We start from the raw sequence: 19716 nt of genomic DNA on the forward strand, positions 1-19716 counted from the left end.
GCGCAGTCGTGCGCCATCACCGGTGTGCGCACGTGTCCCGCGCGCAGAGGAGCATGCGAGATGGCCGACGACTTCGTGCCCGGCCTCGAGGGGATCATCGCCTTCGAGACCGAGATCGCCGAACCGGACAAGGACGGCGGCGCGCTCCGGTACCGCGGGGTCGACATCGAGGACCTCGTCGGCAAGGTCACCTTCGGCAACGTGTGGGCGCTGCTCGTCGACGGGAAGTTCGGCCCGGGCCTGCCCCCGGCCGAGCCGTTCCCCATCCCGGTGCACAGCGGTGACGTGCGGGTCGACGTGCAGGCCGCGCTGGCGATGCTGGCCCCGTTCTGGGGCTATCGCCCGCTGCTGGACATCAGCTCCGAGGAGGCCCGCGAGCAGCTGGCGCGCGCCGCGGTGATGGCGCTGTCCTACGTCGCCCAGTCCGCCCGCGGCATCGGCGTCCCGGCCGTTCCGCAGAAGCGCATCGACGAGGCCGCCACCATCGTCGAGCGGTTCATGGTCCGCTGGCGCGGCGAGCCCGACCCCCGCCACGTCGCCGCCGTCGACGCCTACTGGACGTCGGCCGCCGAGCACGGCATGAACGCCTCCACCTTCACCGCCCGCGTGATCGCCTCCACCGGCGCCGACGTCGCCGCCGCCCTCTCCGGCGCGATCGGCGCCATGTCCGGCCCGCTGCACGGCGGGGCGCCGTCCCGGGTGCTGCACATGCTCGACGGTGTGGAGAAGGAGGGCGACGCCGAGAAGTACGTCAAGGACCTGCTGGACCGCGGCGAGCGCCTCATGGGCTTCGGCCACCGCGTCTACCGCGCCGAGGACCCCCGCGCCCGCGTGCTGCGCCGGGCCGCCGAGGAGCTCGGCGCGCCGCGGTTCGAGGCGGCCCGGGCGCTGGAGCAGGCGGCCCTGGAGGAGCTGCGGGAGCGCCGTCCGGACCGCCCGATCGAGACCAACGTGGAGTTCTGGGCGGCGATCGTCCTGGACTTCGCCGAGGTGCCCAGCCACATGTTCACCTCGATGTTCACCTGTGCCCGCACCGCCGGCTGGTGCGCGCACATCCTCGAGCAGAAGAACACCGGCCGGCTGGTCCGCCCGTCGGCCCGCTACATCGGCCCCGAGCCGCGCCGGCCCGAGGAGGTCGAGGGCTGGGACACCATCCGGACCAAGGCCGTCACCGAGTCCGCGCCGGCCTGAACACCGCCCCGCCCTGACCTGAGAGGCAACACCCCCCGGATGAGCATCACCATCCCCGCCGACCTCCTGCCCGCCGACGGCCGCTTCGGCTGCGGCCCGTCGAAGGTCCGTCCCGAGGCGCTCGAGGCGCTGGCCTCCAGCGGCGCCTCGCTGATGGGGACCTCCCACCGGCAGGCCCCGGTCAAGGGCCTGGTCCGCCAGGTGCGCGAGGGCCTGTCCGCGCTGTTCGACCTGCCGGACGGCTACGAGGTCGTGCTCGGCAACGGGGGGACGACGGCCTTCTGGGACGCCGCGATCATCGGGCTGATCCGGGAGCGCAGCGCGCACGGCACCTACGGCGAGTTCTCCGCCAAGTTCGCGTCCGGCGCGGCCGAGGCGCCGTTCCTCGCCGACCCGGTGGTCGCCACGGCCGAGCCGGGGTCCCTGGCGCTGCCCACGGCGACCGACGGGGTGGACGTCTACGCGTGGGCCCACAACGAGACCTCGACCGGCGTCATGGCCCCGGTGCAGCGGCCGGCGGGCACCGACGACGCCCTCGTGCTCATCGACGCCACCAGCGCCGCCGGGGGCCTGCCGGTCGACGTCTCGGAGACCGACGTCTACTACTTCGCGCCGCAGAAGAACTTCGGCGGGGACGGCGGCCTGTGGATCGCCCTCATGTCCGGTGACGCCCTGCAGCGCATCAGCGAGATCAAGGCCTCGGGCCGCTGGGTCCCCGGGTTCCTCGACCTGTCGATCGCCGTCGACAACTCCGGCAAGGACCAGACCTACAACACCCCGGCGGTCGCCACGCTGTTCCTGCTGGCCGACCAGATCCGCTGGCTGCTGTCGCTCGGCGGGCTCTCCGGCGCGGTGGCCCGCACCCAGGAGTCCTCGCGCCGCCTGTACGGGTGGGCCGAGCAGTCCTCGTTCGCCACGCCGTTCGTCCGCGACCCCGACCACCGCTCCTACGTCGTCGGCACGGTCGACTTCGACGAGTCCGTCGACGCGGCCGCGGTGGCGAAGGTCCTGCGGGCCCACGGCGTGGTCGACGTCGAGCCGTACCGGAAGCTGGGCCGCAACCAGCTGCGGGTCGGCATGTTCCCCGCCGTCGACCCGGACGACGTCAGCGCCCTCACCGCGTGCATCGACTTCGTCGTCGGGAAGCTCTGAGGGAGGACACGGAGACCGGGGACGTTCCCGCCGGCATCGCGCCACGCCGGGCGAGCCTGCCGGTCCCGTCCGCCGTCCGCGGATAGCCTCGGGAGCCAGCCTGTCTCGCCCGAGCCGCTCCACCCGCTGCCGCAGTCCCCAGGAGGTCGCCATGCGCACGCTGCGCCTCGTGGCGCTCTCCGACGACGGCACGAGCCTCGTGCTCGCCGTGGACGGCGCCGAGCCGGGTGAGGAGGGTGAGCGTTTCGAGCTGCCCATCGACGACCGGGTCCGGGCCGCCGCCCGCGGCGACGCGCGCCGCCTCGGCCAGATCGACGTCGAGATCGGCGCCACCCTCCCGCCCCGGGTGATCCAGGCCCGCATCCGCGCCGGCGAGACCCCCGAGCAGGTCGCCCAGGCCTCCGGCATCCGGGTCGAGCGGATCCTGCGCTTCGCCCACCCGGTCCTGCAGGAGCGCGAACGGGTCGCCGAGCAGGCCCGCGAGGCCCGCGTCCGCCTCTCCGACGGCGCCCCTGCCGTTCCGCTGCAGCAGTTCATGTCCGAGCGGCTGCGGCTGCTCGGCGCCGACCTCGACGCCGTCCGCTGGGACGCGTTCCGCTCCCCCGACGGCACCTGGCAGGTGACCGCGGCCTGGCAGGCCGGCGCGAAGTCCGGCGTCACCCTCTGGGCCTACGACATCCCCGGCCGCACCGTCACCCCGGTCGACGCCACCACCACCGACTTCGCCGAGGGCACCCGCCTGGTCCGCGTCGTCCCGCACGTGCCCACCGAGCGGCCGGTGCCGGTGTACCGCGGCCGGCCGGTCGCCGTCGTCCCCGACGACGACGGCGTGGCCGCGCCGGCGTCCTCCGCCCGCCTGGCCGACGACGACCGCGCGGAGGACGACGACGAGCACGTCCGCCCGGTCCTCCCCGACGCCGGCTCCCCCGGCGGCGAGCGGCGCACCGACGTCGAGCGGCGCACCGACGTCGAGTTCGACGACGACATCGCCGAGCACGACACCGTCGTCCTGGGCCGCCCCGGCGGGGACGGCGACGGCGAGGACGAGGACCCGCGCGCCCGCATCCCGGCGTGGGAGGACATCGTCTTCGGGGTCCGCCGCCACCGCTGAGCCCTAGGCTGCGGCCAGCGGAACGCCCGTGGCGTGTCCGCCGTCCGTCCAGGGGTAGGAGGTGCCCATGGCAGCGTCGGTGTCCATGCCGCTCGGCGGCGTGCAGGTCGGGTCCTACGACAGCTACGAGCAGGCCCAGGCCGCCGTCGACTACCTGTCGGACGAGAAGTTCGCCGTCGAGAACGTCACGATCATCGGCTCGGACCTCAAGCAGGTCGAGAAGGTCACCGGCCGGCTGACGATGGGCCGCGCGGTCGCCGCCGGTGCGGCCGCGGGCGCCTGGTGGGGGCTGTTCGTCGGCCTGCTGCTGGGCATCTTCGCCGAGGACGGCGCCAACTGGGTCGGCTCGGTGCTCACCGGCCTGCTGGTCGGCCTGCTGTTCGGCCTGCTGTTCGGCGCCATGGGCTACGCCGCCACCCGGGGACGGCGGGACTTCACCAGCACCAGCGCCATCGTCGCCGGCCGCTACGACGTCATGTGCAACCCGGCCCGCGCCGAGGACGCCCGGGCCCTGCTCGCCCGGTTCTCCCTGCGCGGCTGACCGCTCCGGGCAGGGCACTCCGGCCCTGGCCCGGTCCCCGGACCGGTCCCTACCGTTTCCGCCTCCACGTGCCCGGGAGGCGACGATGGCCGACGTCCACGCCCAGCAGGTCGACAGCGCGCCCACGTGGGTCGCCCCCGGTCCGGGCACCTGGACGCTGGATGCGAGCCACGTCCCGAGGCCGCTGTGCCGGTTCACCGCCGTGGCCGTCCTGCAGGGGTTCTCCGCCGGCTTCGAGGAAGGCCTGGCGCGCTACGGCACCCTCCTGGAGCACTTCGACACCGCCGTCGTCGGCGGGTTCCTCTACCAGCGGCTGCGGCCCGTGGGCGCACCCCCGGACGCCGCCGGCCCGCCGCCGGAGCCGGTGTTCCGCCGGCTCCTGGAGGAGGACCCGGCGCTGCGGGACCGGATGACCACCGCCGAGGCGACCCTCGCCGAGCGCCGCTGGCGGGCGGCGCTGCGGGAGTGGGACGAGGAGGTGAAGCCGGCACTGCACGGCGTGCACCGGGCGCTGTCCGCGATGGACCTCGGCGCGCTGGACGACGCCGGCCTGGCCGACCACGTCGACCGGTGCGCCCAGGCCCTCGTCGAGGGGTGGAAGCAGCACCACCGGTACAGCGTGCCCGCGCTGCTGCCGGTCTCGGACTTCGCCGTGCACGCCGTGCGCTGGACGGGCCTGCCTCCCGCCGACGTCCTGGCCTGCCTCGCCGGCGCCAGCCCGGTCACCGAGGGCGCACCCGACGAGCTGGCCGACCTCGTCACCGCCCTCCGCGAGGACGCCGACGCCGCAGCCCTGCTGCAGGACGAGGCGGCGGAGCCGGATGCCGTGCTCAGCGCGTTGCTGCGCCGGCCCGGTGCGGTCGGCGAGCGGGCCGGGGCGTACCTCGCCGCACTCGCGGCCCTGCCGGTCGACGGTGAGGACTCCGTCGCCGAACCCGGGTCCCTGGAGGCCCCGGGGCTGGTGCTGGCCCGCATCCGCGGCGCACTCTCCCCTGACCGCCCGCGCGACCACACCGCGGCCGCCCAGGCGGAGGCCCACGTGCGGGCGGCCGTCCCGCCGGAACACCGCGAGGCCTTCGACGACCTGCTCGGCGAGGCTCGGCTGCTGTACCGGCTGCGGGACGAGCGCGCCGTCCACAGCGACCGGCTGATGGGCAGCACCGCACGGACGGCGCTGCTGGAGGTCGGTCGCCGGCTGGCCGACCGCGGCCTGCTGGCGGACGCCGAGGACGCCGTCGACCTCGAACCCGGGGAGGTCCGGTCGCTGCTGGTCGAGGGGCGCGGTCCGAGCCGGGAGGAGGTCGCCGCCCGGGTGCACCGGAGGCGGACCGCCGACTACCGGGACATGCCGCCCTTCTTCGGGCCCCCACCGGCCGAGCCGGTACCGCCGGCCTGGCTGCCGCCGGCGGCGGCCCGCATCCACGAGGCCGTCGGCTTCGGCGTCACCGCCGTGCTGCGCGACGCGGCCCGGCCGCCGGAGGGGCGCGTGCTGCACGGCCTGGGGGTCAGCTCCGGCAGCTACGAGGGCACCGCACGGGTGGTGTCAGGCGCTGACGAGCTGTCCCGCATCCAGGCCGGTGACGTGCTCGTCGCGTCGTCCACCGGGCCGGCGTTCAACCTGGTGCTCCCCCGCCTCGGGGCGATCGTGACCGACCGCGGCGGGTTGCTGTCCCACGCGGCGATCGTGGCGCGGGAGTTCGGCGTCCCCGCCGTCGTGGGCTGCTCGGAGGCCACCCGGGCGGTGCCGGACGGCGCCCGGGTCCGCGTCGAGGGCGCCACCGGCACGGTCACGGTCCTGTGACCGTCGCACTGCTGCCGCTGGCCGCGGTCGAGGACGAGGACGGCTACGGCGGCAAGGCGGTCGCCCTGGGCCGGGCGCTGCGCAGCGGCCTGCCCGTCCCGCCGGGGACGGCGTTGTCCGCCGGTCTCGTCGGGGCCGTGTCCGCCGGGGACGAGCAGGCGGTCGCCGCCGTCCGGGCCGCGGCCGCGGAGCTGGGCGAGCCGCTGGCGGTCCGCTCCTCGGCGGTCGGCGAGGACGGTACGGCGTCGAGCTACGCCGGCCAGCACCTGTCGCTGCTCAACGTGGCGGTGCAGGACGTCGTCGACGCGGTCGTCCGGGTGGCGGCGTCGGCCTGCGCCGAGTCGGCGCTGGCCTACCGCCACGCCCGGGGCGACCGGTCCCCGCCGCGCTGCGCGGTGGTGCTGCAGCGCCTCGTGCCCGCCGTGGCCGCGGGGGTGCTGTTCTCCCACGACCCCGTCAGCGGAGCCGACGAGCTGGTCGTGGAGGCCAGCTGGGCACTGGGCGAGGCCGTGGTCGAGGGCATGGTCGTCCCCGACCTGTTCCGCCTCGACCGCGATGGCCGGCTGCTGCACCGCGTCGTCGGGCGCAAGGACCGGGCGGTCGTCCCCCGCCCCGGGGGCGGGACGGCGACGGTCGACGTCGACCCCGAGCGCGCCGGCCGGCCGTGCCTGGACGAGTCCGAGCTGACCGTGCTGGCTCAGCTGGCGCGCCGCTGCGACGAGCTGTTCGGCGGCCCCTCCGACGTCGAGTGGGCCTGGGGAGCCGCCGGCGTGGCCCTGCTCCAGCGCCGGCCCATCACCGCCGGCTGACCCCGGCGTGACCGCGGGACCGGAGCCCGCCGCCCGGGCACGCACGGGCGAGCGACCGGTCGTGGCGGCCGCGTGCCTGGCCACCACGCTCGTCCCGCTCGGCTCGACCTCCGTGGCGGTCGCGCTGCCCCGGATCGGCGCGGCCCTGGGTGCCGGCGTCGCCGGGGTGGTGGCCCTGGTGACCGCCTACCTGGTCGTCACCGCGGCCTGCCAGTCCATCGCCGGAGCCCTGGGTGACCGGTGGGGTCGCCGGCGCTGTGCGCTGCTCGGCACGGCCGGGTTCGGCGTCTGCACCGCGCTCGCCACCGCCGTCCCGGCGCTGCCGGCGGTCGGCGTCCTGCGCTGCGGGCAGGCGGCGTTCGGGGCCCTGGCCCTGGTCAACGCCGCGGCGACGGTCCGGACGGCGGTCCCCGCCGTCCGCCGTGGCCGGGCGTTCGGCGCGGTGGGGGCGAGCGCGACCGCGGCGGCCGCGGCCGGCCCCCCGCTGGGCGGCCTCGCCGTGCACCTGGCCGGCTGGCGGGGCGCGTTCCTCGTCACGCTGCCGGTGGCCGTGCTCGGCGTCGTGGCCGTCCGGGCGTGGTTCCCGCCCGACCCGCGGGGCGAGCCGCCGGCCGCACGCGCGCCGTTCGACGTCCCCGGCGCGCTCCTGCTGCTCGCCGTGCTCGGCGGTGGGGCAGCCCTCCTCAGCGAGGCCGGGCGGCTCCCCGCGGCCTGGCTGGGCGCCGCCGCGGGCGCGCTCGCGCTCGTCGCCGTCGCCTTCACCCGGCGCGAGCTGCGCCAGGCGGCGCCGGTGCTCGACGTGCGGGTGCTGCGGCTGCGCCCGGTCCTGGCGGCCGGCGCGGCGGTCGCCACCGGCAACCTGGCGCTCTACACCGTCGTGCTCGCCGTCCCGCTCCTGGTGGGCACCGGCCCGGCCGTCGCGCTGCTGCTGCCCGCCCTCGTGGGGGCCAGCGTCGCCGCGCTCCTCGGCGGCCGGCTCAGTGACCGCTGGGGACGTCGCCGCCCCGCCGTCGTGGGAGGCGTCCTGGTGGCCGTCCCGGCGGTGGCGCTGGTCGCCGTCGACCCGGCCCGGCAGGTGCCGGCGGCCGCGGTGCTGCTGGCCCTGTGCGGGATCGGCCAGGGGATGGCGGCGGCCGCGGTGCAGACGGCGGGGCTGGAGGCCCTGCCGCGCGAGCGCGCCGGCCTGGCCTCGGGTGTGTGGTCGACCTGCCGCTACCTGGGCAGCATCACCGGCACGAGCCTGCTGGCCCTCCTCATGGCCGGCGGCGCCGGCACGGGGGTCTTCTGGCTGACCGCGATCGGTGGGGCGCTGTCGGTCGCCGCGGCCGCCGCGCTGCCCGGCGTCCGGCCCCGCTGATGAAGGACCCCGGCCTCCCCACCCTTCGCACGCTCAGGGCGGGCCCCTGGACGGGGCCGCACCAGCCCCTGCAGGAAGAGATCTCCTCTCAGCGCAGGGTCGCGAACGCCACGGCCGCGGCGGCGGCCACGCCGAGGGAGTCCACGCCGGCCCGCATCGGGATCCGCGCCCGCACCCGGGCCGCCGCCTGCGCCTCCGGCGTGAGCCCCGGCCCCTCCGCGCCGAGCAGCACCGCCGTCCGCGGGTGGGCGCGCGGGTCGATCGCGCCGAGGTCGACGGCGTCCGGGGCCGGCGTGAGGGCCACGGTCAGGTAGCCGGCCTCGTGCAGCCGCGCCAGCCCGCCGGGCCAGTCGGGCAGGACGGCGAACGGCAGGGCGAGCACGTGGCCCATCGACACCCGCACCGAGCGCCGGTAGAGCGGGTCGGCGCAGCGCGGGTCCAGCAGCAGCGCGTCGACGCCGAGGGCCACCGCCGAGCGGGCGATCGAGCCGAGGTTCTCCGCGTCGTTGAGCGCCTCGAGGACCGCCAGCCGCCGCGGCGCCGCCGGGTCGGGCCCGGCCAGCAGCGCGTCGACGTCCTCCGGTGCGCGGCGGTCGGCCGCGGCCAGCACGCCGCGGGTCAGCCGGAAGCCGATGACCTCCGAGAGCACCCACTTGTCGGCCTCGTAGGCCGGCACCCCCTCGGGCAGGTCGAGGGCGGCCACCCGGCCCGGCACACCGAACACCGCGCGCACCCGGTAGGGCGAGGCCAGCAGCCGCTCGACCGCCGGCACGCCCTCCACGATCACCGGTCCGGTCCCCCGCTCGGTGCCCGGCGGCCGGTCGCCGGCCTTGAGGTCCCGGAAGTCGGCGACCCGCTCGTCGCGGGGGTCGGTGATCAGGACGGGCGCGCTCGACACGGCCCGATCCTGCCAAGCCCCACGCCGGCAGCCGTTGACAACCGAAGTCACCTGGCGTTGACTTCATCGGGCGTTGAGTTCCTCGGCAGGAGGCGACCATGACCGACGCCGTCACCCTCACCGGCCTCGTGGTCCGCCGGGGGCACCGGCCCGTGCTGCACGGGGTCTCCGCCGGCGTCCCGCGCGGCCGCGTCACCGGGTTGCTCGGCCCGTCGGGCAGCGGCAAGACGACGCTCATGCGGGCGATCGTCGGCGTCCAGCAGGTGCACTCCGGCGAGGTGACCGTGCTGGGGCAGTCGGCGGGCGCGCCGGCCCTCCGCACCCGCGTCGGGTACGTCACCCAGGCACCGAGCGTCTACCCCGACCTGACCGTCCGGGAGAACGCCCGCTACTTCGCCGCCCTGTACGGCCGGGGCGCGGCCGCGGCCGACGCCGCGCTGGCCGCCGTCGGGCTCGCCGACGCCGGCGGCCGGCTCGTGCGCGATCTCTCCGGCGGGCAGCAGGGGCGGGTCTCCCTGGCCTGTGCGCTCGTCGGAGAGCCCGAGCTGCTCGTGCTCGACGAGCCCACGGTGGGCCTGGACCCGGTGCTGCGGGTGGAGCTGTGGGCGCGCTTCCACGACCTGGCCGCCGCCGGCACGACCCTGCTGGTGTCCAGCCACGTCATGGACGAGGCGGCCCGCTGCGACCGGCTGCTGCTGCTCCGCGAGGGCCGGCTGCTGTTCGACGACACCCCGGACCGGCTGCGCGCCGAGGCCGGCACCGACGACCTGGAGGAGGGCTTCCTCCGGCTGATCCGCGCCTCCGAGGAGGTGGCGGCGTGACGACGGCGACCGCCCCGCGCGCCCTGCGCCCGTCGCTGACGGCGGCGACGACGGCCCGGGTGCTGCGCCAGCTGCGGCACGACCACCGCACGATCGCGATGATGCTCGTGCTGCCCAGCCTGCTGCTCGGCCTCCTGTACCTGCTGTGGCACGACGTCCCGGCACTGCCCGGGCAGGTCGGCGTCTTCGACCGGGTGGGCCTGACGATGCTCGGCGTCTTCCCGTTCGTCGTCATGTTCCTGGTGACCAGCATCGCCATGCTGCGGGAGCGCACCACCGGCACGCTGGAGCGGCTGCTCACCACCCCGCTGGCCCGGCTGGACCTGCTGCTCGGCTACGGCATCGCGTTCGGCCTCGCCGCGGCGGTGCAGGCGACGGTCACGGTCGCGGTCGCCACCACCCTCTACGACCTGGACGTGGCCGGCCCGCTGTGGGCGGTGGTCCTCATCGCCGTCGCCGACGCCGTCCTCGGGGTGGCCCTCGGGCTGCTGGCCAGCGCCTTCGCCCGCAGCGAGTTCCAGGCGGTGCAGTTCATGCCGGTCGTCGTCCTGCCGCAGTTCTTCCTGTGCGGCCTGCTGGTGCCGCGGGCGCAGATGGCCGGCTGGCTGCAGGGGGTCAGCGACGTCCTGCCGCTGACCTACGCCGTGGACGCCGTGCAGCAGGTGGGGCGCTTCCCGGAGCCGACGGGCGGCACGTGGGCCGACCTCGGCGTCGTCGCCGGGGCCGCCCTGCTCGCCCTCGCGCTGGCGGCGGCGACCCTGCGGAGGAGGACCAGCTGAGCGAGGCCCGCCGCCGGCCCACCGGCCGCCGTCCCGGCAACCCGGACACCCGCGACACGGTGCTGGCCGCCGCCCGCACCGCCTTCGCCGAGCGCGGCTACGACGGTGCGTCCATCCGCGGCATCGCGACCGCCGCCGCGGTCGACCCGGCCCTGGTGCACCACTACTTCGGCACCAAGGAGAAGCTCTTCCTCGCCGCGGTGGAGGCGCCCGCCGACCCCGGCGAGCTGCTGCCCGAGGTACTCGCCTCCGCCCCGGGCGAGCTCGGCGCGGCCGTCGTCCGCATGGTGCTCCGGGTGTGGGACGGCCCGGGCCGCCCGGCCGGGCTGGCGCTCATCCGCTCCGCCGTCGGCAACCAGTGGACGGCGAAGCTGCTGCGGGAGTTCCTCGTCGCGCGGGTGATCCGCCGCGTGGTCGGCACCCTCGACCTGCCCGTCGCCGAGCGGGAGGCGCGCGGCGCGCTGGTCGCCTCGCAGCTGATGGGGCTGGTGATGGCCCGCTACGTGTTCCGCCTCGAGCCGCTGGCCTCCGCGCCCCGGGAGGAGCTGGTCGCCGCCGTCGGGCCGACCGTGCAGCGGTACCTGACCGGGGACGTCGAGCTGCCGCAGGTCCGTTAGCGCGGCAGGCGGGCCAGCTGCCGGCTCTGCGCCACCAGCCGGCCCGTGGAGTCCCAGATGCGGTAGTCCTCGTCCAGCCAGCCACCGGCCACCTCGTTCGCCCGGGCCTCCACCAGGCACCAGCCCGGCGCCGGCAGGGCGCGGACCAGCACCTGCAGCTGCACCGTCGGCGCCCAGCCGAACCGCCCGGTCGCCCAGCTGGTCGGCGGCAGCACGTCGGCGAACAGCAGCAGCGCCAGCGGGTCCGGCTCCCGCCCGTCGGCCAGCCGCACCCAGCCGCGCAGGTACGGCTCACCCCCGGGCCGGCCCATCGCCCAGCCGGCGGTCTCCGGGTCCAGCCGGGTGTGCACGCGGGTCCGCAGCCCGACCTCCGGCAGCGGGTGGGCCAGCGTGCCGTCGTCCACCGCCGGCAGGCAGTCGGCCACCGGGGTGGCCACCGGCGCGGACCAGCCGGAGTACACCGGCGGCTCGTCGGTGAGCGTCGCAGTGGTGACCTGGACCGCCAGCGACGGCCCACCGGCCGGGGCGAGCAGCACCGAGGAGTGCGCCAGCGTGCGGCCGGCCGAACCCGGGGTGACCGTCAGCGTGGCTGGCCCCGGCGGGGTGGCCCGCAGGAAGCTCGCGGCCAGCGCGACCGGGTGCGCGTGCGGGCTCGCGGTCAGGGCGGCCCGGGCCACCACCGCGAGCAGGTAGCCGCCGTTGAGGATGCCGGGCCCGACGTCCCACCCCGGGTCCAGCTCCGCGGCCAGGCCGCCGCCCTCGGTGCGGGTCACGGCGGTGGCGGCGTCGAACGCGGCGAGCACGGGGTCGGTCTGCGGCACGTCTCCGAGACTGCCAGGGTGGACCCCCGTGGAGTACACGCACCTGGGGCGCAGCGGCCTGTCGGTCTCCCGCCTCTGCCTGGGCACGATGAACTTCGGGTGGAAGACCGAGGAGGCCGACGCGCACGCGATCATGGACCGCGCGCAGGCCGACGGCGTCAACTTCTTCGACACCGCCAACACCTACGGCTTCGACGCCGGCAAGGGGCGCACCGAGGAGGTGCTCGGCACCTGGTTCGCCCGGGGCGGCCGGCGGCGGGAGAAGACGGTCCTCGCGACCAAGGTCTACGGCTCGATGACCGACTGGCCCAACGACACGTTCCTGTCCGCCCGCAACCTGGTGCGCTCCTGCGAGGCCTCCCTGCGCCGGATGCAGACCGACTGGATCGACCTCTACCAGTTCCACCACGTCGACCTGGCCACGCCGTGGGAGGAGGTCTGGCAGGCCTGCGAGACCCTCGTCGCCCAGGGCAAGGTGCTCTACGTCGGCTCGTCCAACCACGCCGCCTGGCAGATCGCGGCGGCCAACGAGGCGGCCGCCCGCCGGCACTTCCTCGGCCTCGTGAGCGAGCAGTCCCACTACAACCTGCTCACCCGGCACGTCGAGCTGGAGGTGCTGCCCGCCGCGCAGCACTACGGCGTCGGGATCATCCCGTGGAGCCCGCTGGCCGGCGGCCTGCTCGCCGGGGTCCTCGCGAAGGAGGGCGGCGACCGGCGCCGCGCCGCCGGGGAGCGCGTCGAGCGGCACCGGCCGGCGCTGCAGGCCTACGAGGACGCCTGCCGGGAGTGGGGCCTGGCCCCGGCGGACGTCGGTGTCGCCTGGCTGCTGCACCAGCCGGCGGTCACCGCACCCATCGTCGGCCCGCGCACCACGCAGCAGCTGGAGGGCGCCCTCGGTGCCCTCGACGTCCGCCTGGACGACGCCCAGCTGGCCCGGCTGGACGAGATCTTCCCCGGCTACCGTGCGGCGCCCATGGAGTACGCCTGGTGAGTTCGCCGCACCCATCGTGACCGGCTGAGCACGAAGCGCGACACGCCGCCCCCTCTCTCCCCAACTCTGGGGGCTCCCCGCCCCCGCTTCCGTGTGTGGCCTGCGGTTTCGGCTCCAGGGAGGGTCGACGGCACCGAGAGCTGCTGCTGGGGGCGGGCTCTCACTGCGCCGGGGGGCGTTCATGCGCGAGTTCGGGGACGGGTCCGGGGGCGGCTGCCCCTTCAGCGGAGCAGGCGCCAGGGACGACGGGGGTGCGCCCGGACGGCTGTCCCGGCGGTCGGTGCTGGCCGCCGGGCTGGCCGGTCTGGCCGCGGTCCCGGCGATGGGCGGGACGGCGTTCGCGGCACCGGAGCGGCGGACCGCGACCACCGCGGCGCCGGCGACCACGACCACGCTCCAGCCCACGCGCCGGCTGCCACCGGCCGCCCGCGCCGAGCACGCGGTGGGCAACCCGCGCGGCTCGGACATCGCGGTGCGCGTCGGGCGCGACCGCGAGGCCCGCTTCGGCGTCATGTTCAAGCAGCTGCCGGCGTTCAGCCCGCCGGACGCGCTGCTCACGGCGCTCGCCGCGAAGATGAACGACGGCAAGCTGCCGCTCAGCGACGTCGCCCTCTCCGACGCGGAGTTCGACATCTCGAACATCCCCGCCGGGTACATCTACCTCGGTCAGTTCATCGACCACGACATGACGCTGGACACCACACCGCTGACCGAGCAGGAGTACGACCCCCGGGGCGTCACCAACTACGACACGCCCCGCTTCGACCTGGCCAGCGTCTACGGCAAGGGCCCCGTCCTCAGCCCGGAGCTCTACGACCCGGCCCGGCCGGGGTACCTCCGGGTCAACGACCACGACGGGGTGCACGACCTGCCCCGCGACGACACGGGCGCGGCGTACCTGGGCGACCCCCGCAACGACGAGAACCTCATCGTCGCGCAACTGCACGCGGTCTTCCTGCGCATGCACAACAAGCTGCGGGACGAGGGCAAGACCTTCGAGCAGGCCCAGCAGGAGCTGCGGTGGAACTTCCAGTGGCTGATCGTCAACGACTTCCTGACCCGCATCGTCGGCGGCGAGGTCGTGCGGAGCAAGATCGCCCAGCGCCGCGGCGGCCCCATCGAGTTCGTGGGCAAGTTCTACAAGCCCCGCGACCGGCAGCGCCCCTACATGCCCATCGAGCACTCCGGGGCGGCCTACCGCTTCGGGCACAGCATGATCCGCGCGGAGTACGAGGTGCAGGACCTGCGCACCGTGCCGATCTTCGCCCAGGAGGGCTACCAGGACCTCCGCGGGCACCGCCCGGTCCCCGCCGACCTGTGGATCGACTGGAACTACTTCTTCGACATCCCCGGCATGAGCGCGCCGGACGACCGCAACATGGCCCGGAAGATCGACACCCACCTGTCGCTGCCGCTCACCAAGCTGCCACCCACGGTCGTCGCCCCCACCGCGGGCGCGATCGTCTCGCTGATCGAGCGGAACCTGCTGCGCGGGAAGCGGCTGGGGCTGCCCGCCGGCCAGGACGTCGCCACGGCCATCGGAGCCAAGAAGGTCTACACCAACGCGGAGCTCGGCCTCACCGAGCCGGGATGGGGCGGCAAGGCGCCGCTGTGGTTCTACATCCTCAAGGAGTCCGAGCTGCTCGGGGGCAACCGCCTCGGCCCCGTCGGCGCGACGATCGTCGCCGAGGTGATCCTCGGCCTGCTGGCCTGCGACCCCACCTCGTACTTCAACGCCAAGCCGACCTACACCCCGAGCGCGGGCCCCACGATGGGCCACTTCATCCTGCGGGCCGACGCCATCGACCCGCGGGCGGTCGTGCCGCCCGAGGTGGAGGGCGAGGAGGAAGCGGGCGAGGAGGAGGGCGAGCACGTCGACGAGGGAGAGCCGCTCGAGCCCGAGCCGCTCGAGCCGGGCGAGGAGATCAACCCCGACGCGACGTCCCCCGTGGAGGGTCCCGTCGTCTGAGGCCGGTCACCCCTCGAGGGGCCAGGCGGCGAGCCGGTCGTAACGCGCCGCCGGTCCGAGGTGGCTCTCCAGCAGCTCGACCTCGGTCACCGGCCAGCTCGGCCCGCGGTAGCCGGCCAGCCGGTCGGGCAGGTCGCCGTCCCCCGGACGCCCCGGTCGCCAGCGCCCCAGGGTGAGGTGCGCCCGGAACGGTCGGTCCTCCACCGCCAGGCGCAGCCGGCGGGCGGCACGGGCCAGCCGGACGGCGAGCGCGCCCAGCTCGCCGACGTCCCCTCCGAGCCCGGCCCAGCACACCTGCGGCCGCCGTCGCGAGCCGAACCGGCCGGCACCGGCCAGCTGCAGGCGCAGCGGCGGCGTGCCGGCCACGGCCGGCCCGGCGGCCGCGACGAGCGGTTCCACGGTCGCGTCGGGCACGGCACCGAGGAACAGCAGCGTGAGGTGCCAGCGGCCGGGAGCTGTCCAGCGGGGGGCGCCGGCGGCGTCGCGCAGCGGCTCCAGTGCCCGGTCGAGGTCGTCGCGCGCCGCGGGCGGCGGGGTCACCGCGAAGAACAGCCGCCGCGTCGCCAGGCCGCTCAGTCCTGCTCCACGAGGCCGGCGTCGGCCAGCGCCGCCCGTACCCGCAGCCGCTCCACGTCGCGGGGCCGCCCGGGCGGGGTGCCGGTCATCGTGTGCGGCACCTGCAGCAGCTCCGCCGCCTCGACGAGGACGTCGTCGTAGGCGGCCTGCAGCCCGCGGCGGCGCGCCATGGGGACGCCGGCCGGCACGCGGGCCAGCTGGCGGCCCAGCCGGCGCAGGTCCGCCGCAACCGCCTCCAGCGGGCGGTGCACCGGCGCCGGCGGTTCCGGCACCCGCCGCCGGTGGGACACCGGCAGCCGCGCGGACCCGAACAGCCAGCGGGCGAGCCAACCGAGGCCGGCCACCGCACCGACCACGCCCGCCACGATCGATCCGAGGTACAGCAGTGACGCGGCCATGTCGCCTCCGCGGACGACTCGACGGGGACCTGCGTCACGGTACGTCGGGGCGGCGTCCACCGGCAGCCGCGCGCTCACCCGCCGCTGGCCGCCCGCTGGCCGGGTGCCTGCGGCGCGGCCGCCGCCGCGGCGCGCACCGGGGGCGCCGGCACCGCGCGCGGGCCCACGTGCAGCTGCAGCCGCGGCGGCGCGAGGGAGGCCTCCAGCCGGACCCGGCGCCCCCGGGCCAGCCACGCCGCACCCACGCACCCGGCGAGGACGGCGACCGCACCGCCGATGATCAGCCCCCACGGCGCCCCGAGGTGCTCGGAGATCCAGCCGATCGTCGGCGCCCCCAGCGGGGTGCCGCCCATGAAGCACATGAAGTACAGCGCCATCACCCGCCCGCGCATCTGCGGGTCGGCGCCGAGCTGCACGAAGCTGTTGTTGGCGACGCTGAACACCAGCCCGGCCGCGCCGGTGGGCACCAGCAGCACCGCGAACGCCCAGTAGCCGGGCACCAGCCCGCAGGCGATCGTCAGCAGGCCGAAGACGGCGGCGGAGACGACGAGGAAGCGCTGCCGCGGGCGGGTGCTGCGGCGGGTGGACAGCAGCGCGCCCGACAGCGAGCCTACGGCGAAGCAAGTCGACAGCAGCCCGAACGCCTCGGCGCCCAGGTCGAACACCTCGCGGGCCATCAGCGCGATCGTCACCTGGTAGTTGAAGGCGAAGGTGCCCAGCACGAAGGCCAGCCCCATGGCCAGCCGCAGGTCCGGGTGGGCCCAGGCGTAGACCAGCCCCTCGCGCAGCTGCCCCTTCGCCCGGGGCAGCCGGGGGCTCGGGTGCAGCTCGCCGGGCCGCATGCTCAGCAGCGCGCCGATGGTGAAGGCGAAGCTGGCGGCGTTGACGAAGAACGCCGGCGCGGTGTCCCCCGAGGCGGCGCCGATGAGCAGGCCGGCGATCGACGGGCCCACCAGCCGCGCCCCGTTGAAGATCGTGGAGTTGAGGCTGACCGCGTTGGTCAGCAGCTCGGGCCCCACCATCTCCGACACGAAGGCCTGCCGCACCGGTGCGTCGACGGCCGACACCGACCCCAGCGCCCCGGCGAGGACGAACACGTGCCACAGCTCGATGCCGTCGGCGGCGACCAGCACCCCCAGGACGAGGGCGAGCAGGCCCATCAGCGCCTGGGTGACCACGAGCACGCGCCGCTTGGCGTAGCGGTCGGCCAGCACCCCGCCGTACATGCTCAGCAGCAGGGTGGGCCCGAACTGCAGGGCGGTGATCAGCCCCAGCGCGATGCCGCTGTCACCGGAGAGCTGCAGGACCAGCCAGTCCTGGCCGATCCGTTGCATCCACGTGCCGGTGAGGCTGAGCAGGTTGGCGGAGGCGTAGATCCGGTAGTTGCGGACGCGCAACGACCGGAACATGCCCGTGCTGTCGGTGCGAGCGCTCACCCACTCGCCAGCTTGCCCATGATCGCCGCCGCCTCGCGCAGGACCGCGCGCTCCTCGGCGGTCAGCTCCTGCAGCCGCCCGGACAGCCACGCCTCGCGGGCGCGCGCCTCGACGGCGAGCAACTCCTCGGCGGCGGGGGTGAGGTCGATGACCACCTGCCGGCCGTCGGTGGGGTGCGGGCTCCGGGTGACCAGGCCCATCCCCTCGAGGGCGACCACGACGCGGGTCATCGACGGCGGCTGCACCCGCTCGTGCGCCGCCAGCTCCCCCGGGCTCATCGCCCCGTGCTGCTGGAGCGTGGACAGCGCCGCGAGGTGGGTGAGCGTGACCGACTGGTCGACCCGCTGGCTGCGCAGCCGCCGCGAGAACCGCATCACCGCGAGGCGGAGGTCGTGGGCCAGCGCCGCGGTCTCCAGCGTCGTCCGGCTCACTTCCTCAGCCTAGCTAACGGTCTCTCGGGCGGCTCAGAACAGCTGCTGCAGCGGCTCCAGGGCGAAGTAGACGAGGAACAGGACGGCGATGACCCACATGAGCGGGTGCACCTCGCGGCGCCGTCCGACGACCGAGCGCAGCAACACGTAGCTGATGACGCCCGCGCCGATGCCGTTGGTGATCGAGTAGGTGAACGGCATGAGCGCGATGGTCAGGAACGCCGGGATGACCAGGGACATGTCGTCCCACTCGAGGTTGCGGATCTGGCTGATCATCAGCGCGCCCACGATGACCAGCGCCGGCGCCGCGGCCTCCGACGGCACGACCTGCACCAGCGGCGTGAACAGCATCGCCAGCAGGAACAGCACGCCGGTCGCGACGCTGGCCAGGCCGGTGCGGGCGCCGTCGGCCACACCGGCGGTGCTCTCGACGTAGGTGGTGTTGGAGGAGACGCTGCCCGCGCCACCGGCGGCCGCGGCCAGCGAGTCGACCAGCAGGACCGGCTGCGACTTCGGCAGGTTGCGGTCCTCGTCGAGCAGGTCGCCCTCGGCGCCGACGGCGGTCACCGTGCCGACGGTGTCGAAGAAGTCGGCGATCATGATCGAGAAGACGATGAGCAGGGCGGCGACGACGCCGATCCGCTCGAAGCCGCCGAACAGCGAGAAGTTGCCGAGCAGCGAGAGGTCCGGCGTGCCGACGACGTCCTCGGGCAGCGTGGGCACCTGCAGCGCCCAGCCGTGCGGGTTCTCCTCACCGACGCGCGGACCGATCTCGGCGACGGCCTCGATGACGATCGCCAGCACGGTCGAGACGACGATGCCGATGAGCAGGGCGCCCTTGACCCGGCGGACGACGAGCACCGCGGTCAGCAGCAGGCCCACGACGAACACCAGCAGCGGCCACCCGGCCAGCTGACCGTTGACGCCGAAGCTGATCAGCGGCGAGCCCGGGCGGACGACGCCGGCGTCGGCCAGGCCGATGATCGTGAGGAAGAAGCCGATGCCCACCGCGATCGCCGTCTTCAGCTGCGGCGGGATGGCCTCGAAGACCGCGCGGCGGAAGCCGGTGAGCACCAGCACGGTGATCAGCAGACCCTCGAGGACGACCAGGCCCATGATCTCCGGCCAGGACAGCTGGGTGGCGGCGAAGACCGCGACGATCGCGTTGATGCCCAGCCCGGCGGCCACCGCGAACGGGTACCGGCCGACGACGCCCATGAGGATCGTCATGACGCCGGCGATGAGCGCGGTCACCGCGGCGATGGAGGCGAACGGCAGCGTGCCGCCGGTGACGTCCGTGCCCGACAGGATGATCGGGTTCAGGATCACGATGTAGGCCATCGTGAAGAAGGTGGTCAGGCCACCGCGCAGCTCGCGGGCGACCGTCGAGCGGCGGGCGCTGATCTCGAAGTAGCGGTCCAGGCCGTTCCTCGGCTTCACGCGCGGGCCGTCGGTCCGGCGTGGCGTGCGCACCCCGGCGGCGACGTCGGCCGGTGTGTCACCGGAGGCGATGCGGCCCGTGGACGGACCGGTCTTCTCAACCATGGAAACGACTCCCGGACGGGTGGACGGGCGGGCGAGCGGCGGGGGAAGCGCGCGCCGGCCGGCCGGTGAGGTCTGCGGACGAGCGGCGACAGAGTGCCACACGCGGATGACGGCGCTGTGCAGGCAGGTCGGGCGCAGCGCCTAGGGTCGGGGGGTGCCCGGTCCGACGAAGCAGGCCCCGCCCCCGCTGCGGGTGGACACCGTCCGCGTGGTGCTGGCCGTGACGGCGGTGTGGGTGGTCGCCCTCCTCGTGCTCCTGCTGCTCGGCGACCGCGTCGACCGGGTCTGGACCTGGACCTGCGTCGCCGGCATCGCCCTGGCCGCCGCCGGGCTCGGCATCATGCGCTGGCAGGGCCAGCTCGGGGACCGCCGCCGGGACTGAGCGCCTCGCGGTCTGCCGCCGGGACGGGTACCCCGCCCGCGGCCGGTCTCACCCCTCCTGCGGTGTTCCGCCCGCGGCTGCGGTGCTGCA

20 protein-coding genes are annotated in these 19716 nt (G+C 75.6%); 13 read left to right on the top strand and 7 right to left on the bottom strand.

Annotated features, from left to right (window positions below; translation table 11 throughout):
* The first annotated feature begins 60 nt into the window (after positions 1-60).
* From ACI784_RS19335 to ACI784_RS19365, 7 genes are all read left to right on the top strand, one after another.
* Positions 61-1191: a citrate synthase 2 gene (locus ACI784_RS19335; protein ID WP_456921559.1), complete on the top strand. Its 1131-nt coding sequence runs from the start codon at positions 61-63 to the stop codon at positions 1189-1191.
* A gap of 39 nt (positions 1192-1230) precedes the next feature.
* A complete protein-coding gene (serC, locus tag ACI784_RS19340) occupies positions 1231-2343 on the top strand; it encodes a phosphoserine transaminase (protein WP_457014558.1) in 1113 nt (370 codons plus the stop codon).
* Between the two features lie 151 nt (positions 2344-2494).
* A complete protein-coding gene (gene sepH / locus ACI784_RS19345; protein WP_456921557.1) occupies positions 2495-3454 on the top strand; it encodes a septation protein SepH in 960 nt (319 codons plus the stop codon).
* A 67-nt stretch (positions 3455-3521) separates the two neighbouring features.
* A complete protein-coding gene (locus ACI784_RS19350; RefSeq protein ID WP_456921556.1) occupies positions 3522-3995 on the top strand; it encodes a general stress protein in 474 nt (157 codons plus the stop codon).
* Between the two features lie 85 nt (positions 3996-4080).
* On the top strand, positions 4081-5796 hold the full coding sequence (locus ACI784_RS19355; protein ID WP_457014559.1) for a PEP-utilizing enzyme: 1716 nt from the start codon (positions 4081-4083) through the stop codon (positions 5794-5796).
* Positions 5793-6605 (top strand): PEP/pyruvate-binding domain-containing protein, encoded by an 813-nt coding sequence (locus ACI784_RS19360; protein ID WP_456921554.1) that lies wholly within the window; start codon positions 5793-5795, stop codon positions 6603-6605. The genes ACI784_RS19355 and ACI784_RS19360 overlap by 4 nt, the downstream gene beginning before the upstream one ends.
* A gap of 7 nt (positions 6606-6612) precedes the next feature.
* Positions 6613-7962 carry an MFS transporter gene (locus ACI784_RS19365; protein WP_457014560.1) on the top strand — a complete coding sequence of 450 codons (1350 nt, stop codon included), beginning with the start codon at positions 6613-6615 and terminating at the stop codon, positions 7960-7962.
* A gap of 88 nt (positions 7963-8050) precedes the next feature.
* Here ACI784_RS19365 and ACI784_RS19370 read toward each other — a convergent pair whose 3' ends face one another.
* On the bottom strand, positions 8051-8860 hold the full coding sequence (locus tag ACI784_RS19370; RefSeq protein ID WP_457014561.1) for a TrmH family RNA methyltransferase: 810 nt from the start codon (positions 8858-8860) through the stop codon (positions 8051-8053).
* A 98-nt stretch (positions 8861-8958) separates the two neighbouring features.
* Between ACI784_RS19370 and ACI784_RS19375 the strand changes: the two genes are divergently transcribed.
* The 3 genes from ACI784_RS19375 to ACI784_RS19385 are packed head-to-tail and all read left to right on the top strand — an operon-like array spanning position 8959 to position 11077.
* Positions 8959-9681, top strand: a complete 723-nt coding sequence (locus ACI784_RS19375) for an ABC transporter ATP-binding protein (protein WP_457014562.1) — start codon at positions 8959-8961, stop codon at positions 9679-9681.
* Positions 9678-10460 carry an ABC transporter permease gene (locus tag ACI784_RS19380; RefSeq protein WP_457014563.1) on the top strand — a complete coding sequence of 261 codons (783 nt, stop codon included), beginning with the start codon at positions 9678-9680 and terminating at the stop codon, positions 10458-10460. The genes ACI784_RS19375 and ACI784_RS19380 overlap by 4 nt, the downstream gene beginning before the upstream one ends.
* 59 nt (positions 10461-10519) lie before the next feature.
* A complete protein-coding gene (locus ACI784_RS19385) occupies positions 10520-11077 on the top strand; it encodes a TetR/AcrR family transcriptional regulator (protein WP_457014564.1) in 558 nt (185 codons plus the stop codon).
* Here ACI784_RS19385 and ACI784_RS19390 read toward each other — a convergent pair.
* Complete coding sequence (locus tag ACI784_RS19390) at positions 11074-11898, bottom strand: thioesterase family protein (protein WP_457014565.1); 825 nt, start codon at positions 11896-11898, stop codon at positions 11074-11076. The genes ACI784_RS19385 and ACI784_RS19390 overlap by 4 nt on opposite strands.
* A 28-nt stretch (positions 11899-11926) precedes the next feature.
* Between ACI784_RS19390 and ACI784_RS19395 the strand changes: the two genes are divergently transcribed.
* A complete protein-coding gene (locus ACI784_RS19395) occupies positions 11927-12889 on the top strand; it encodes an aldo/keto reductase (protein WP_457014566.1) in 963 nt (320 codons plus the stop codon).
* 181 nt (positions 12890-13070) lie between these two features.
* A complete protein-coding gene (locus tag ACI784_RS19400; RefSeq protein WP_457014567.1) occupies positions 13071-14858 on the top strand; it encodes a peroxidase family protein in 1788 nt (595 codons plus the stop codon).
* Positions 14859-14864: 6 nt separating this feature from the next.
* Here ACI784_RS19400 and thpR read toward each other — a convergent pair whose 3' ends face one another.
* From thpR to ACI784_RS19425, 5 genes are all read right to left on the bottom strand, one after another.
* A complete protein-coding gene (gene thpR / locus ACI784_RS19405; RefSeq protein ID WP_457014579.1) occupies positions 14865-15434 on the bottom strand; it encodes an RNA 2',3'-cyclic phosphodiesterase in 570 nt (189 codons plus the stop codon).
* Complete coding sequence (locus tag ACI784_RS19410) at positions 15431-15832, bottom strand: hypothetical protein (RefSeq protein WP_456921824.1); 402 nt, start codon at positions 15830-15832, stop codon at positions 15431-15433. Before ACI784_RS19410 ends, thpR begins: the two co-directional genes overlap by 4 nt.
* A 74-nt stretch (positions 15833-15906) precedes the next feature.
* Complete coding sequence (locus ACI784_RS19415) at positions 15907-17268, bottom strand: MFS transporter (RefSeq protein ID WP_457014568.1); 1362 nt, start codon at positions 17266-17268, stop codon at positions 15907-15909.
* On the bottom strand, positions 17265-17699 hold the full coding sequence (locus tag ACI784_RS19420; RefSeq protein ID WP_456921544.1) for a MarR family winged helix-turn-helix transcriptional regulator: 435 nt from the start codon (positions 17697-17699) through the stop codon (positions 17265-17267). The genes ACI784_RS19415 and ACI784_RS19420 overlap by 4 nt, the downstream gene beginning before the upstream one ends.
* Positions 17700-17732: 33 nt before the next feature.
* Positions 17733-19244 (bottom strand): NCS2 family permease, encoded by a 1512-nt coding sequence (locus tag ACI784_RS19425; RefSeq protein ID WP_456921543.1) that lies wholly within the window; start codon positions 19242-19244, stop codon positions 17733-17735.
* Positions 19245-19398: 154 nt separating this feature from the next.
* Between ACI784_RS19425 and ACI784_RS19430 the strand changes: the two genes are divergently transcribed.
* Positions 19399-19626 carry a DUF2530 domain-containing protein gene (locus ACI784_RS19430; protein ID WP_456921542.1) on the top strand — a complete coding sequence of 76 codons (228 nt, stop codon included), beginning with the start codon at positions 19399-19401 and terminating at the stop codon, positions 19624-19626.
* The last annotated feature ends 90 nt before the right edge of the window (positions 19627-19716 follow it).

It is taken from the genome of Geodermatophilus sp. SYSU D01186, from assembly GCF_054050215.1.

Excerpts from the sequence above, each read along its gene's own strand:
- ACI784_RS19335 (WP_456921559.1), top strand. The coding sequence starts at position 61 with ATGGCCGACGACTTCGTGCCCGGCCTCGAGGGGATCATCGCCTTCGAG.
- serC (WP_457014558.1), top strand. The coding sequence starts at position 1,231 with ATGAGCATCACCATCCCCGCCGACCTCCTGCCCGCCGACGGCCGCTTC.
- sepH (WP_456921557.1), top strand. The coding sequence starts at position 2,495 with ATGCGCACGCTGCGCCTCGTGGCGCTCTCCGACGACGGCACGAGCCTC.
- ACI784_RS19350 (WP_456921556.1), top strand. The coding sequence starts at position 3,522 with ATGGCAGCGTCGGTGTCCATGCCGCTCGGCGGCGTGCAGGTCGGGTCC.
- ACI784_RS19355 (WP_457014559.1), top strand. The coding sequence starts at position 4,081 with ATGGCCGACGTCCACGCCCAGCAGGTCGACAGCGCGCCCACGTGGGTC.
- ACI784_RS19375 (WP_457014562.1), top strand. The coding sequence starts at position 8,959 with ATGACCGACGCCGTCACCCTCACCGGCCTCGTGGTCCGCCGGGGGCAC.
- ACI784_RS19400 (WP_457014567.1), top strand. The coding sequence starts at position 13,071 with ATGCGCGAGTTCGGGGACGGGTCCGGGGGCGGCTGCCCCTTCAGCGGA.
- ACI784_RS19410 (WP_456921824.1), bottom strand. The coding sequence starts at position 15,832 with ATGGCCGCGTCACTGCTGTACCTCGGATCGATCGTGGCGGGCGTGGTC.
- ACI784_RS19425 (WP_456921543.1), bottom strand. The coding sequence starts at position 19,244 with ATGGTTGAGAAGACCGGTCCGTCCACGGGCCGCATCGCCTCCGGTGAC.